At 65.8% G+C, this 13,507-nt stretch carries 12 protein-coding genes and 1 pseudogene; 8 read left to right on the forward strand and 5 right to left on the reverse strand.

Annotated elements, in window-relative coordinates:
- Nucleotides 1-46: 46 nt before the first annotated feature.
- Nucleotides 47-889 carry a ribonuclease Z gene (locus CDN38_RS22550; protein WP_075513666.1) on the reverse strand — a complete coding sequence of 281 codons (843 nt, stop codon included), beginning with the start codon at nucleotides 887-889 and terminating at the stop codon, nucleotides 47-49.
- Between the two features lie 148 nt (nucleotides 890-1,037).
- Between CDN38_RS22550 and CDN38_RS22555 the strand changes: the two genes are divergently transcribed.
- The gene (locus tag CDN38_RS22555) at nucleotides 1,038-1,466 is read left to right on the forward strand and encodes a CBS domain-containing protein (RefSeq protein ID WP_075513667.1); all 429 of its coding nucleotides are present in this window, start codon (nucleotides 1,038-1,040) and stop codon (nucleotides 1,464-1,466) included.
- A 111-nt stretch (nucleotides 1,467-1,577) separates the two neighbouring features.
- On the opposite strand, the gene CDN38_RS22560 is transcribed toward CDN38_RS22555, so the two are convergent.
- Nucleotides 1,578-2,189 (reverse strand): type II toxin-antitoxin system PemK/MazF family toxin, encoded by a 612-nt coding sequence (locus CDN38_RS22560; RefSeq protein ID WP_075513668.1) that lies wholly within the window; start codon nucleotides 2,187-2,189, stop codon nucleotides 1,578-1,580.
- 35 nt (nucleotides 2,190-2,224) lie between these two features.
- Between CDN38_RS22560 and lepA the strand changes: the two genes are divergently transcribed.
- Together lepA and CDN38_RS22570 are read left to right on the forward strand one after the other, a co-directional pair.
- Complete coding sequence (gene lepA, locus CDN38_RS22565; protein ID WP_075513669.1) at nucleotides 2,225-4,153, forward strand: translation elongation factor 4; 1,929 nt, start codon at nucleotides 2,225-2,227, stop codon at nucleotides 4,151-4,153.
- A 2-nt stretch (nucleotides 4,154-4,155) separates the two neighbouring features.
- Nucleotides 4,156-4,923, forward strand: coding sequence for a sensor domain-containing protein (locus CDN38_RS22570; RefSeq protein WP_233026984.1), 768 nt, complete (start codon nucleotides 4,156-4,158; stop codon nucleotides 4,921-4,923).
- An 81-nt stretch (nucleotides 4,924-5,004) separates the two neighbouring features.
- On the opposite strand, the gene CDN38_RS22575 is transcribed toward CDN38_RS22570, so the two are convergent.
- Together CDN38_RS22575 and CDN38_RS22580 are read right to left on the reverse strand one after the other, a co-directional pair.
- On the reverse strand, nucleotides 5,005-7,059 hold the full coding sequence (locus CDN38_RS22575; protein ID WP_099319189.1) for a glycoside hydrolase family 15 protein: 2,055 nt from the start codon (nucleotides 7,057-7,059) through the stop codon (nucleotides 5,005-5,007).
- A 71-nt stretch (nucleotides 7,060-7,130) separates the two neighbouring features.
- Nucleotides 7,131-8,369: pseudogene (locus CDN38_RS22580) on the reverse strand (FAD-dependent oxidoreductase).
- A 64-nt stretch (nucleotides 8,370-8,433) separates the two neighbouring features.
- Here CDN38_RS22580 and CDN38_RS22585 point away from each other — a divergent pair.
- The 5 genes from CDN38_RS22585 to CDN38_RS22605 all read left to right on the forward strand — a co-directional run bounded on the left by CDN38_RS22585 (nucleotide 8,434) and on the right by CDN38_RS22605 (nucleotide 12,849).
- Nucleotides 8,434-8,628 (forward strand): hypothetical protein, encoded by a 195-nt coding sequence (locus tag CDN38_RS22585; RefSeq protein ID WP_075513671.1) that lies wholly within the window; start codon nucleotides 8,434-8,436, stop codon nucleotides 8,626-8,628.
- 401 nt (nucleotides 8,629-9,029) lie between these two features.
- Nucleotides 9,030-10,025 carry an extracellular solute-binding protein gene (locus CDN38_RS22590; protein ID WP_075513675.1) on the forward strand — a complete coding sequence of 332 codons (996 nt, stop codon included), beginning with the start codon at nucleotides 9,030-9,032 and terminating at the stop codon, nucleotides 10,023-10,025.
- A gap of 11 nt (nucleotides 10,026-10,036) precedes the next feature.
- Nucleotides 10,037-10,921: a sulfate ABC transporter permease subunit CysT gene (gene cysT, locus CDN38_RS22595; protein WP_082277440.1), complete on the forward strand. Its 885-nt coding sequence runs from the start codon at nucleotides 10,037-10,039 to the stop codon at nucleotides 10,919-10,921.
- Nucleotides 10,918-11,736, forward strand: coding sequence for a sulfate ABC transporter permease subunit CysW (gene cysW / locus CDN38_RS22600; protein ID WP_075513672.1), 819 nt, complete (start codon nucleotides 10,918-10,920; stop codon nucleotides 11,734-11,736). The genes cysT and cysW overlap by 4 nt, the downstream gene beginning before the upstream one ends.
- Nucleotides 11,737-11,763: 27 nt before the next feature.
- A complete protein-coding gene (locus CDN38_RS22605) occupies nucleotides 11,764-12,849 on the forward strand; it encodes a sulfate/molybdate ABC transporter ATP-binding protein (RefSeq protein ID WP_408633038.1) in 1,086 nt (361 codons plus the stop codon).
- A gap of 178 nt (nucleotides 12,850-13,027) precedes the next feature.
- Here the strand turns inward: CDN38_RS22605 and CDN38_RS31160 are convergent.
- Nucleotides 13,028-13,507: zinc ribbon domain-containing protein (locus CDN38_RS31160; RefSeq protein WP_244307479.1), on the reverse strand; the 480-nt coding region annotated here is incomplete at its 5' end.

The raw sequence follows: 13,507 nt of genomic DNA on the forward strand, positions 1-13,507 counted from the left end.
CTGGATTCTATAGCGATGTGAGCCCAAGTCCGTGCATTACGGCCCGCTAGTGCCGGGGGTGCACCTCGACTCGGTGCAGATCGTCGCCGAGCTCGATCGCTCCGCTGAACTCGGTCGCGGCCAAAGCCCGCCACTGGTTCTCCTGGCCTGCCACGATGGCCGGCACGTAGTGCGTCATCACCAGGGTCCCCACCCCGGCGCGGTTGGCGGTTGCCGCCGCCTCCTGCACCGACGAGTGGTAGTCGCAGACGTCTTTGACCCGCTGCTGCGGGACATGCGCCAGGATGTCCTTTCGAATAACGGTGTGCACCAAGGCGTCTGCGCCGGCGGCCAGCTCGTCCAGGCTGGCGCACGGCACGGTGTCGCCGGCCAGCACCACCGAGGCGCCCCCGGATTCGATCCGGAACCCGATCGTCGGCGCCACCGGCCGGTGATCGGTGGGTGCCACCCGGATCGTCATACCCTCGCGCTCCCACACGGTGCCTTCGGTGTATTCGTGGACCTCGACCGGCGGCGGTGCGTTGAGATCGGCGTGGTGGGCGATGCGGTAGCCGATGTCGTGCCCGAAGGCCTGCAGCGTCGCCGCCACCACCTCGGCGGTGCCCGGCGGCCCGATGATCTGCAGCGGCGGGGGAGCAGGGGCGAAGTTGGTGACCCAGTTGGTGATGATCACGTCGCCGAGTTCGGCGATGTGGTCGCTGTGCAGATGAGTGAGCAGCAAGGCCGACAAGCCGGCCGCCCCCACGCCGACAGCGGCCGCGCGCTGCAGGACACCGCGCCCGCAATCGATCAAGAACACGTGACCGTCGGCCCGCACCAAGGTGGCCGGCCCGGCGCGGTTCGGGTCGGGAATGGGGCTGCCGGTCCCCAGCAAGGTGATCTCGATCATGGCCACATCCTTACCAGCCGGGGCCGTGCGCGGCGGCGCAACCCGGCGATTCGCCTCGGGCCACCCTCGTGTTGGGGTGGCGGCTTTCCCGCCGCGCAAGTTAGCCGTAGCCTGGTGTGAATCGGGTCACTACCGGCGGGAGGCCTCAATGCGGATCGCGGACGTCTTGCGGAACAAGGGGGCGGCGGTGGTGACGATCAATCCCGACGCGACAGTCCGGGAACTGCTCGCCGGTCTGGCTGAGCAGAACATCGGCGCGATGGTGGTGGTCGGCGCGGAAGGTGTGGTCGGCATCGTGTCGGAACGCGACGTGGTACGCGAGTTGCACACCCACGGCGCCAGCGTGTTGTCTCGTCCGGTCTCCAAGATCATGACCAGTGACGTCGCCACCTGCACGAAATCCGACACGGTAGACAGCCTGAGCGTGCTGATGACCAACAACCGGGTGCGCCACGTACCGGTGCTGGACGGGGAAAAGCTGATCGGCATCGTCAGTATCGGTGATGTGGTGAAGACCCGGATGCAGGAACTCGAGGCCGAACAGCAGCAGCTGCAGTCCTACATCACGCAGGGCTAGCATCACGCAGGGCTAGCCAGCGGCCTTGGGCCGGCTTCCGCCAGCGGAACGTCACGGCGAAAAATCGCGTGGAATTTCGCCGTGACGTTACCCTCGCGACGGGGGCTCGCGCTAACGCCAGGAGTATTCGGTGCGCAACCGGGCGGCGACCACATCGAAGATGTCGCGCGGCACAATCGCGCCTTCGCGGCGAATGCTCTCTTCCGGCACGTCGAGCACCCGGTCCAGCCGGACCCAGCTCTGCCTGCCTTCGTAATCCCAATCCCCCGAACCGATTCCGACCCAGTCGCGATCGGTGGCGTGGTCTTCCCGGCTGGACAGCATGAGCCCCAGCAACACATTGCGGTTACGGCCGACGACGAGTACCGGCCGGTCTTTGCCGCGGGTCGGGTCGTCTTCGTAGACCACCCAGGTCCACACGATTTCCCCCGGGTTGGCCCGGCCATCGAGGTCCGGGGCGTAGACCAGCTTGCGGGCCCGCTGCGCGGTGGGAAAGCTCGTGCTGGTCACCGGCCGGCCCGCGGCGATCTCCTGCGGCGGTGGCGGCAGGCCCATCGCCATGATGTTCGCGGTGATCTTCACCGCACGCTGAAGTTCCTGCAGCACGGTCTGCGAGTTCTGTAGTTGACGCACTACCTTCGGAGCCTCGTTGAACACCAGGTTCCCTACATTCTCGGTGAAACGCTGGAACGTCTTCCACTGTGACTTCCGGGCGGACGCCATGTTGGCAGCATAGCCGCGCCAGGCAGCGCGCGATTGTGTCTCGAAGCGCCCGCCTGGATACGCTGGACGTAGCCACGAACCGCCCAGCTGGCAGGCTCAAGACCGTCCACCAGGAGACTCCGATCAGCAGTTTCGCCGACAAGACCTTCACGCCGCCGGCGCAGATTCGCAACTTTTGCATCATCGCTCACATCGACCACGGCAAGTCGACGCTGGCCGACCGGATGCTGCAGTTGACCGGGGTGGTCGACGAGCGGTCGATGCGGGCGCAATACCTGGATCGGATGGACATCGAGCGGGAACGCGGCATCACCATCAAGGCTCAGAACGTGCGGTTGCCCTGGCGGGTGGCCGACCAAGACTACGTGTTGCACCTGATCGATACTCCCGGACACGTCGACTTCACCTACGAGGTGTCGCGGGCGCTGGAAGCCTGCGAGGGTGCGGTGTTGCTGGTCGACGCCGCGCAGGGCATCGAGGCGCAGACATTGGCCAACCTGTATCTGGCGCTGGATCGCGACTTGCACATCATTCCGGTGCTGAACAAGATCGACCTGCCCGCGGCCGACCCGGACCGCTACGCGGGCGAGATCGCCCACATCATCGGCTGCGAGCCCGACGACGTGCTGCGGGTGTCCGGCAAGACCGGCGAGGGCGTGGCAGCGTTGCTCGACGAGGTGGTCCGGCAGGTGCCGCCGCCGCAGGGCGACGCCGCCGCGCCCACTCGCGCAATGATTTTCGATTCTGTGTACGACATCTACCGCGGTGTGGTGACCTATGTCCGGGTGGTCGACGGCAAGATCACCCCACGCGAGCGCATCGCCATGATGTCCACCGGCGCCACCCACGAGCTGCTCGAGGTCGGCATCGTCTCACCCGAACCCAAGCCCTGCGACGGCCTCGGCGTGGGCGAGGTCGGCTATCTGATCACCGGCGTCAAGGACGTACGCCAGTCCAAGGTCGGCGACACCGTGACGACGGTCCGCAACGGCGCCAAGGAGGCCCTGACCGGCTACCGCGAACCCAAGCCGATGGTCTACTCGGGGCTCTATCCCGTCGACGGCTCGGACTACCCCAATTTGCGCGACGCCCTGGACAAGCTGCGGCTCAACGACGCGGCCCTGACCTATGAGCCGGAAACCTCGGTGGCGCTGGGCTTCGGGTTCCGGTGCGGCTTCCTTGGTTTGCTGCACATGGAGATCACCCGCGAGCGTCTGGAGCGCGAGTTCGACTTGGATCTGATCTCCACCTCACCCAACGTCGTCTACCGGGTACTCAAAGAGGATGGCGCCGAAATCGTCGTCACCAATCCGTCGGATTGGCCGGAGGGCAAAATCCGTACCGTCTACGAGCCCGTCGTGAAGACCACCATCATTGCGCCCAGCGAGTTCATCGGCACCATCATGGAACTGTGTCAGTCGCGCCGCGGTGAGCTGGGCGGCATGGACTACCTGTCGCCCGAGCGGGTGGAGCTGCGCTACACAATGCCGTTGGGGGAGATCATCTTCGACTTCTTCGACGCACTGAAGTCGCGCACTCGCGGCTATGCCAGCCTCGACTACGAGGAGGCCGGGGAACAGGAAGCGCAACTGGTCAAGGTCGACATCCTGCTGCAGGGCGAGACCGTTGATGCGCTCAGCGCGATCGTGCACAAGGATTCGGCGTTCGCCTACGGCAACAAAATGACGACCAAGCTCAAGGAGCTGATACCGCGCCAGCAGTTCGAGGTGCCGGTGCAGGCCGCCATCGGGTCGAAAATCATTGCGCGCGAGAACATTCGCGCGATTCGCAAGGATGTGTTGTCGAAGTGCTACGGCGGTGACATCACCCGGAAACGCAAACTGCTGGAGAAGCAAAAGGAAGGCAAGAAACGGATGAAAACCATTGGGCGGGTTGAGGTTCCGCAGGAGGCCTTTGTGGCGGCGTTATCCACCGACACGGCGGGAGACAAGGGCAAGAAGTAGTGGTGATCTCGGCGCGAGCATGCTTGGCCCGGGTGATCGCGGTACTGAGCGCCGGCCTGATGGCCGCCGGCTGCACGGCCGTTGTCGCCGGCACGGTGCGGCCAACACCTGGGTTGAAGCCCCGCCCGATTACCGGGCAGAAAATCAAGCAGGTGCTCCTCGACGAGGCAGCGCTGTCGCGAATGCTGGACCAGCCGTTCAAAACTGAAGCCCAATTTCCGCCGCTTTTCGGCGGTCGCGACCAGTTGTCATACGCGTATGGACCGGCTTCGCCCGCCGACTGTGTGGGTGTGGTAACCGTGCTCGCTAGAGATGCCTACCACTCCGCGGCCGTCAACGACGTCGTGCGTGAAATATGGTGGCACACAAGCGATTCAGTAAGGGTTATCAGTGTGGCCGAAGGCGTGGTGACGTTGCCGACGGCAGCTGACGCGGACGCGCTGTTTGCGAAGTTCTCGCAGCAGTGGAACCAATGCGATGGCACAGTGGTAAATCTGGCCGGCGCGACGCTCAGCTTTGCCGACACGGTCAGTGACGTGCGTGTCGCCAATTCTGTCCTTGCCGCAACCGTTTCCGATCAGCCCAGCATGCCGGGCTCGAACCCGATGCCGGTAGCGCGGGCCATGGGTTTGCGGGTGAATTGCCTGGTTGACGTAGAGGTCACCTTTTTCGGTAGCGAAGGTCCGTCCGGCCGGGGAACCGCCAATCTCGACACCAGTGCCGTCGATATCGCGCACGCCATGATGGACACAATCAGCCAGCTGAGCTGACGCCGATCCCGGCGCGAGCAGACGCAGAATCGCACGAATGCCGTTGGCATTGTGCGATTCTGCGTCTGCTCGCCGCGAAACCTACATAGGCGCGTTGGCCGGCTGGAACATCCCCGAGCCGTCGGCTTCTTCCTCGGCGCGGATCACGTGGACCACCGCGTTGATCAGCGCCAGGTGGGTGAACGCCTGCGGGAAGTTGCCCAGCTGACGCCCGGTGCGCGGCTCGATCTCCTCGGCGTAGAGGTGCAACGGGCTGGCGTAGGACAGCAGCTTCTCGCACAGCCGTTTGGCCCGCGCCACTTCGCCGATCTCGACCAGCGCCGACACCAGCCAGAACGAGCAGATGGTGAACGTGCCTTCCTCACCGGACAGGCCGTCGTCGGTCTCGTGCACCCGATACCGCAGCACCAGGCCTTCCTCGGTCAGTTCGTCGGCAATCGCCAGCACGGTGTTGCGCACCCGCGGGTCGTCCGGCGGCAGGAACCGGGTCAGCACCGCCAGCAGCAGCGACGCGTCCAGGGCGTCGCTGCCGTAGCGCTGGGTCAGCACGCCGCGGGAGTCCACGCCGTGCTCGAGGATGTCCGCTTTGATCTCCTCGGCGATCTGGCGCCATTGCTGGGCATAGCTTTTTTCGCCCTGCCGCGCGGCCAGCTTGGCGCCGCGATCCAGCGCCACCCAGCACATCACCTTCGACGAGGTGAAGTGCTGCGGTTCCCCGCGCACCTCCCAGATGCCGCGGTCGGGCTCGCGCCAGTGCTTGATCGCCTCCTCGACCTGGCGCTTGAGCACCGGCCACAACGTCTCCGGGACCTGCTCACGCGATTTGGCGTGCAGGTAGAACGAGTCCAGAATCGAGCCCCAAATGTCATGCTGCTGCTGGTTGTAGGCGCCGTTGCCGATCCGGACCGGACGCGCGTGGTCGTAGCCGGACAGGTGGTGCAGCTCCTCTTCGACCAGGCTGCGCTCACCCCCCACGCCGTACATCACCTGCAGCGGATGGCGCTCGTTGTTGTTGGCGCCGGACACGTCGGCGATGAAGGCAAAGAAGTCGTCGGCCTCGCGGTCCAGTCCCAGGGTGTAGAGCCCCCACAATGCGAACGTCGAGTCGCGGACCCAGGCGTAGCGGTAATCCCAGTTGCGTTCGCCTTGCGGTGTTTCCGGCAGCGACGTGGTGCTGGCCGCCAGCAGCGCGCCGGTGGGCGAGTACGTCAACCCTTTCAGGGTCAGCGCGCTGCGCTGCAGGTATGCCCGCCACGGGTGGTCGGGGAAATTGCCGATGTTGATCCACTGCCGCCAGCACTCGGTGGTTTGCCACATCTTTTCGGCGGCCTCTTCGTAGGTCTGCGGAGCCGGGTGCTTGGTCCAGCTCAAGGCGACGAACACGTCGTCGCCCTCTTTCATCCGGGTGCGGGCCCGGGCTTCGCGGCCCTCCAGCCCGATCCGCAGATTGGTGGTCAGCTGCAGCGTCGGGTGGGCATCGGGTTGATGGCTGGCCCGGGCGATCGCCTCACCATAGGCGTTGGCCGAGTATTCCCAGGTGGCTCCGAGACGGTGGTAGTCGAACGCCGGCTCGCAACTCATCATCAGCTCGACCGTGCCGCTGACGCAGCGCACTGTCCGAAGCAAAATATGTTCGGCGTCCCAGTCCATCGGGGTGCGCCGGTGGGTGCGCGATCGCCGCTCGATGTCGTGCCAGGGCCCCATCACCAACGCGTCGCGCACGATCAGCCAGCCGGTGTGGGTCTGCCACGTGGTCTCCATGATCAGGCTGCCGGGCAGATAGCGGCGTGCCGAGGGCACCGAAACGCCGTAAGGGCCCAGCCGGAAATGGCCCGCGCTGCGGTCCAGGATCGCGCCGAACACGCTGGGGGAGTCCGGGCGCGGCACACACATCCACTCCACCGATCCCGCGGGCGAGATCAGGCAGGTCGTCTCCCAGTCGGACAAGAAGGCGTAATCGGCAATGGGTGGAAACGGATTGCGCAGCGATGAGCTGGACGTGAAAATGCCCTTCGCGTCGGACTTGACGGACGGGACGGGTGCTGCCTGGAACGCTGGAAGATCGGTGACGTGAGAGACCTGGGCGGCTTCAGCGACCGCGGCGGCCTCGTCTGCGGGTTCGGCGTGCAGGACCATGCGGTCATCATCAACTGTGGACCTACTTCGCGTCCACCACTTCAGCTGCGCTGTTATTCAGGTGCCGCGATTTAGCCGCCGCGCCGCGCGTAGTCGGGCGCGTGCTCGGGTAGCGGACCGATCGCGACTAGATAGGCGAGCACCCGCCGCAGCGGCCGTGACCGGCCCACCAGCTGGACCGCCCGCGACGGTGCCGGGTCGCCGCCGGTCATTGCGACCGCGACCACGCGGGCATGGATGGCCCGTTGTACCGCTTGCAGAAACGCGGTCGGTGCCCACCGGCGCGTCTGCACCCGCGCCAGCGGGCGGGTCGACACTCGCCGGGTGCGCAGCGGTCCGGCCAGGATGCGCGCCGCGGCAACCGCGTCGGCTACTGCCAGATTGATTCCGATGCCTCCGACGGGCGACATCGCGTGTGCGGCATCGCCGATGCACAGCACTCCGTCGGAGTACCAGCGCCGTAGCCGATTAAGTTGCACATCAAGCAGTTTCACGTCGTCGAACGAACTCAATGTGCCAACGGTGTCGGCGAGCTAGGACACCGTGCGCACCAGCGTGCGGTGCAGATCTCCAATGCCCTGCGAGCGCATGTCGGTATGGCTTCCCTTCGGGATGATGTGACCGATCTGGTAGTAGTCACCGCGGTCGATCGCGATCGTGCCGTGCCCGGCGCTGAAGACGCCGGCAAGCCCGCTCGGATCGTCGGCCCGGCGAGGCAACCGAAGCCACCACACGTCCATCGGCGCGCCGAAGGCACGAGGTCGCAGGCCCAGGGCTGCGCGCACCGTTGAACCCCGGCCGTCGCAGGCCACGGTCAGCTCGGCTCGCATGTGCTTGGTTTCCCCGGACGGGTCACGGTATTCGACGCCGACGACCCGCCGGCCGTCGTCTCCGCGTAGCAGCCCGGTCACCTCGATGCTGCGCAGCAACCGAAAAGTGGGCTCCGTCTCCGCGGCAGTGGCCAGCAACTCCAGCAGATCCCACTGCGGTATCAAAGCGATGTGCCGATGGGAACCGGGAAGCCGGGTCAGGGGTCTAGCTCGACCGGTTGGCCCTGCAGCTCTAACCGGGATGGTGTCGATGAGGCGGTGGGGGATCATCCGGGCGAACCGCGACCCCAGGCCTAGTTCGTCGAGCAACCGCCGGGTGCTGGCATGCACCGTGTCGCCGCGGAAGTCGCCGCAGGAAGTCGGCGTGCCTTCCATCACCGTGACGTCGACGCCGGTGCGGGCCAACAACAAACCGAGCATCATGCCCGCCGGCCCACCGCCGGCGACTAGGCACGTGGTTTTGTCCGACTGTTGCAGCACGCCTGATCTTGGGCGGATCGTGGCACATTGGATTCGGCTGTCGGGCCGAATAGGGTGTGTTGGAGTGAACGGATTCCTGAATTGGTGGGACAGCGTCGAGCTGTGGCTTTCCGGTCTTCCGTTCGCGCTGCAGGCGCTGGCGGTGATGCCGGTGGTGCTGGGCCTGGCATATATCACCGCGGCGGTGCTCGATGCCCTGCTCGGCAAGGGCATCAAAGTGATGCGGCGAATCCGCCACTCCGACGAAGCGCCCGAGTAAGCCGATGCCGCGGTCGCACGTCACCCTGGTCCTGGTCGCGCTTGTGGTGCTGGTGATCGCCATGTGGTTGCTGACGCGGTGACGGCGGCGTGCTCGCCATGGGACCGCGGCCGATTCTGTTAGGCTTCCCGGCATGCACGCGGTAGCCGATCGCCCCGGGCGCGCTCATGGCGCGCCCGGCTGCGTGGTTGCGGCTGTGGCGATCTGCGCCGCCGTCGACGTGCACTGTTGTCGCTGACTCCCGCCCGTGCGCGGTCTGGCATGGAGTTGGTGAAGTTCTCCGTTAGCGACCGATCGCCTTCCGCAGCTACGGGACCGACGTTTACCACTCCCGCATCCCGGAAGGCCACCAATTGCCACAGACGCTGAAGACCCCCTGGCGGCATGCCGTTGCCCGCCCGGTGGTGCTCACGCTGGTCGTCGGTGTCGTCGCGGCGTGTCACGGTGGTCCCAGCGACGTCGCCGGCGGCGGCGGGCCCGCCGGAGCGCACACCAGCATCACATTGGTCGCCTACTCCGCCCCCGAACCCGGCTGGAGCGCGGTGGTCCCGGCGTTCAACGCCTCCGAGGAAGGCAAGGACGTGCAGGTGATCACGTCGTACGGGGCCTCCGGTGACCAGTCCCGCGGTGTCGTCGACGGCAAGCCGGCCGATCTGGTGAACTTCTCCGTCGAACCGGACATCACCCGATTGGTCAAGGCCGGCAAGGTTTCCAAGGACTGGGATGCCGACGCCACCAAGGGCATTGCGTTCGGGTCGGTGGTGACGCTGGTGGTACGCGCCGGCAATCCCAAGAACATCAGGGATTGGGACGACCTGTTGCGGCCCGGCGTGGAGGTCATCACGCCCAGTCCGCTGAGTTCGGGTTCGGCCAAGTGGAACCTGCTCGCTCCGTACGCGGTCACGAGTGAAGGCGGCCGGAACAACCAAGCGGGGATCGACTACGTCAGCACCCTGGTGCGCGAACACGTCAAATTGCGTCCCGGATCAGGACGGGAAGCCACCGATGTCTTTGTCCAGGGCAGCGGTGATGTGCTGATCAGCTACGAGAACGAGGCCATCGCCACCGAACGGCAGGGCAAGCCGGTCCAGCACATCACCCCGCCGCAGACGTTCAAGATCGAAAATCCGCTGGCGGTGGTCACCAGTAGTTCCCACCTTGCCGCCGCGACGGCATTCAAGAACTTCCAGTACACCGCGGCGGCGCAGAAACTGTGGGCGCAGTCCGGTTTCCGGCCCGTCGATCCCGCGGTGGCCGCCGACTTTCGCGGGCAGTTTCCGGTGCCGGCGAAACTGTGGACAATCGCTGACCTGGGTGGCTGGGACATCGTGGATCCGCAGCTGTTCGACAAGGGCACCGGCAGCATCACCACGATCTATATGCAGGCCACCGGATGACCGTGCCGACAATGCCGGATTCACAGCCGGATTCACAGCCGGATCCACCGGCCGACCGGGCCCTGCCCGCCGACGACAACGCACCAGGCCGCCGCGGTCCGGGCCGGTGGGGCAGCACGTCACTTCGGGTCGGAGTTTCGGTGGTGTGGTTGTCGATCATCGTGCTGCTGCCGTTGGCCGCCATCGCCTGGCAAGCTTCGGGCGGCGGCTGGCAGGCCTTCTGGTTGTCGGTCACGTCGCGGGCCGCACTGGACTCACTGCGGGTGACGCTGAGCATTTCGGCTGCGGTCACTTCCGTCAACACGGTGTTCGGCCTGCTGATCGCCTGGGTGCTGGTGCGTGACGACTTCGTCGGCAAACGGGTCGTCGATGCGATCATCGATCTGCCGTTTGCGCTGCCCACCATCGTGGCCAGCCTGGTGATGCTCGCCCTTTATGGCCCCACCAGTCCGGTGGGTCTGCAGTTGCAGCACACCGCCTGGGGGGTGGGCGTGGCACTGGCGTTTGTCACCTTGCCGTTCGTGGTGCGCGCCGTCCAGCCGGTGCTGCTGGAAGTCGATCGTGAGGCCGAGGAGGCGGCGGCGTCGCTGGGTGCCTCCGCTCCCAAGATCTTCTCCTCGGTAGTGTTGCCGTCGCTGATGCCGGCGTTGTTGTCCGGTGCGGGCCTTGCGTTTTCGCGGGCCATCGGTGAATACGGCTCGGTCGTGCTGATCGGTGGCGCGGTGCCGGGCAAGACCGAGGTGTCGTCCCAGTGGATCCGCACCTTGATCGAGAACGACGACCGGACCGGCGCCGCCGCGATATCCATTGTGCTGTTGACGATTTCCTTTGCGGTGTTGCTGCTGCTGCGTGTCGTCGGTACGCGTGCGGCCCGGCGGCAGGAGTTGGTTGCATGACGCCCTCGCCCGCCGTCCGTTACCTGCTCCGATCCATCGCGCTCGGTTATGTCAGTGTGCTGCTGGTGGTTCCGGTGGCGGTGATCCTGTGGCGGACTTTCGAACCGGGCCTCGGCCAGTTCTATGCCTGGATCAGTACGCCGGCGGCGATATCGGCACTGAATCTGTCGCTGCTGGTGGTGGGCATCGTGGTGCCGTTGAACGTGCTGTTCGGGATCCCGACGGCATTGATGCTCGCCCGCAATCGATTTCGGGGCAAGGCTGTACTGCAGGCGATCATCGACCTGCCGTTCGCGGTCTCACCGGTGATCGTGGGTGTCGCGTTGATCCTGCTGTGGGGATCCGCCGGTGCGCTGGGCTTCGTCGAGAAGGACCTGGGGCTCAAGATCATCTTCGGTCTGCCCGGCATTGTCCTTGCCAGTATGTTCGTCACGCTGCCGTTCGTGGTGCGCGAAGTCGAACCGGTGTTGCACGAGTTGGGCACCGACCAGGAGCAGGCGGCCGCGACGCTGGGTTCCGGTTGGTGGCAGACGTTTTGGCGGATCACGCTGCCGTCCATCCGGTGGGGCCTGACCTACGGCATCGTGTTGACCGTGGCCCGCACGCTCGGTGAATACGGTGCGGTCCTGATCGTGTCGTCGAACCTGCCGGGCACGTCCCAAACGCTGACCTTGCTGGTCTCGGACCGCTACAACCGTGGCGCCGAGTACGGGGCCTACGCGCTGTCGACCCTGCTGATGGGCGTCGCGGTGGTGGTGTTGATCGTTCAGGTGGCACTGGACGCGCGCCGGGCACGAGCGGCCGGCCAGGCCTGACGAGGAGACGCTGAGATGACCACAGCCATGACGAAGGGCCGCAACGGCTACGCCATCGTTGTACGCAACGCCGCCAAGCGCTATGGCGACTTCGTTGCCCTGGACCAGGTGGACTTCGTGGTGCCCGCCGGTTCGCTGACGGCGTTGCTGGGCCCCAGCGGGTCCGGGAAATCGACGCTGTTGCGCACCATCGCCGGCCTTGACCGACCGGACGCCGGCTCCGTCACGATCAACGGGCGCGACGTGACCGGGGTGCCGCCGCAGCGGCGGGGCATCGGATTCGTCTTTCAGCACTACGCCGCCTTCAAGCACCTGACGGTTCGCGACAACGTCGCCTACGGGTTGAAGATCCGCAAGCGGCCCCGGGCCGAGATCAAGGAGAAGGTCGACCACCTGCTGGAGGTGGTGGGCCTGAGCGGATTTCAGGGCCGTTATCCCAATCAGCTTTCCGGCGGTCAGCGTCAGCGGATGGCACTGGCCCGCGCGCTGGCCGTCGACCCGGAGGTGTTGCTGCTCGACGAACCGTTCGGCGCCCTGGACGCCAAAGTCCGTGAGGATCTTCGCAGTTGGCTGCGCCGCCTGCACGACGAGGTGCACGTCACGACGGTGCTGGTCACCCATGACCAGGCCGAGGCGCTGGATGTGGCCGATCGGATAGCCGTGCTCAACAAGGGTCGTATCGAACAGGTCGGATCTCCGACCGACGTGTACGACGCCCCGGCCAACGCGTTCGTCATGTCCTTCCTGGGAGCGGTTTCCATGCTCAACGGTGCCTTGGTCCGCCCGCACGACATCCGAGTCGGCCGGACTCCGGAGATGGCCGTTGCCGCCGCCGACGGCACCGCGGAGTCCACCGGTGTCGCCCGTGCCACGGTGAACCGGGTGGTGGTGCTGGGCTTCGAGGTTCGGGTGGAGTTGACCAGCGCGGCAACCGGAGGCGCCTTCACCGCCCAGATCACCCGCGGTGACGCCGAGGCGCTGGCACTACGGGAGGGCGACACCGTCTACGTGCGCGCCACCCGGGTGCCGCCCATTCCCCACGACATCGCGGGTCCAGGCGATGACGGAGTCGGCGGGGCCGAGACGGATCAGGCCACGCTGACGTCGGTGTGATCCCCCGTTACCCCGGCCCACCGACGCTCCCACATCGCCCGCCAGTCTCGTTCCTCGCCGTGCTTGTCGTGGTGCAGTTCGCTCGACGGCGGGGTGAGGTGAATCCCGGGATCGGGAAAGGGGCGGAGAAGTCGCCACTGCCGTTACCTGAAATGTGAGTGTTTGTATGACTGGCATTTCAGGCAGCCCGTCCTTTCGGGTGGGCACTCCGTTCAGAAACGGTTCCGGTTTCATTGCCACCCGCTGTGCCCGAAGGCTGGGTCTTACGGTCGGCTCCACCGGTAACGACGCCGGTACTCGGCGCCGTAGCCTTGGGCGCATGACGCGCCAAATTGATAGCGGCGTTACGGTCTCGGTCGATCACAAGGCCGCAGTGCTGGCAGTGATACCCCCGTTCGGCCAGGTGCAGTTTGGTTTTCACCACACCACAGCCGGAACACATTTTTGAGCTGGGCAACCATCTGTCGGCTTTGACCAGATGCGATCCATACCAGCGTGTTTTGTAGTCGAGTTGGCGAAACATCTCCCCAAGGCCGGCATCAGCCAATCCCCGGTTGAGTCCGGTTTTGGCGGCGGCGCCGTTGGGCAGGAACGCGCCGCGATTGTCGGGGTCGGGTTTGGGTTTCGGGCGGCGCATCATGTTCTTGACCGCCAGTGT

Source organism: Mycobacterium ostraviense (assembly GCF_002705925.1).
Lineage (GTDB): Bacteria > Actinomycetota > Actinomycetes > Mycobacteriales > Mycobacteriaceae > Mycobacterium > Mycobacterium ostraviense.

Excerpts from the sequence above, each read along its gene's own strand:
- CDN38_RS22550 (WP_075513666.1), bottom strand. The coding sequence starts at position 889 with ATGATCGAGATCACCTTGCTGGGGACCGGCAGCCCCATTCCCGACCCG.
- CDN38_RS22555 (WP_075513667.1), top strand. The coding sequence starts at position 1,038 with ATGCGGATCGCGGACGTCTTGCGGAACAAGGGGGCGGCGGTGGTGACG.
- CDN38_RS22560 (WP_075513668.1), bottom strand. The coding sequence starts at position 2,189 with ATGGCGTCCGCCCGGAAGTCACAGTGGAAGACGTTCCAGCGTTTCACC.
- CDN38_RS22575 (WP_099319189.1), bottom strand. The coding sequence starts at position 7,059 with ATGGTCCTGCACGCCGAACCCGCAGACGAGGCCGCCGCGGTCGCTGAA.
- cysT (WP_082277440.1), top strand. The coding sequence starts at position 10,037 with ATGCCGGATTCACAGCCGGATTCACAGCCGGATCCACCGGCCGACCGG.
- cysW (WP_075513672.1), top strand. The coding sequence starts at position 10,918 with ATGACGCCCTCGCCCGCCGTCCGTTACCTGCTCCGATCCATCGCGCTC.
- CDN38_RS22605 (WP_408633038.1), top strand. The coding sequence starts at position 11,764 with ATGACGAAGGGCCGCAACGGCTACGCCATCGTTGTACGCAACGCCGCC.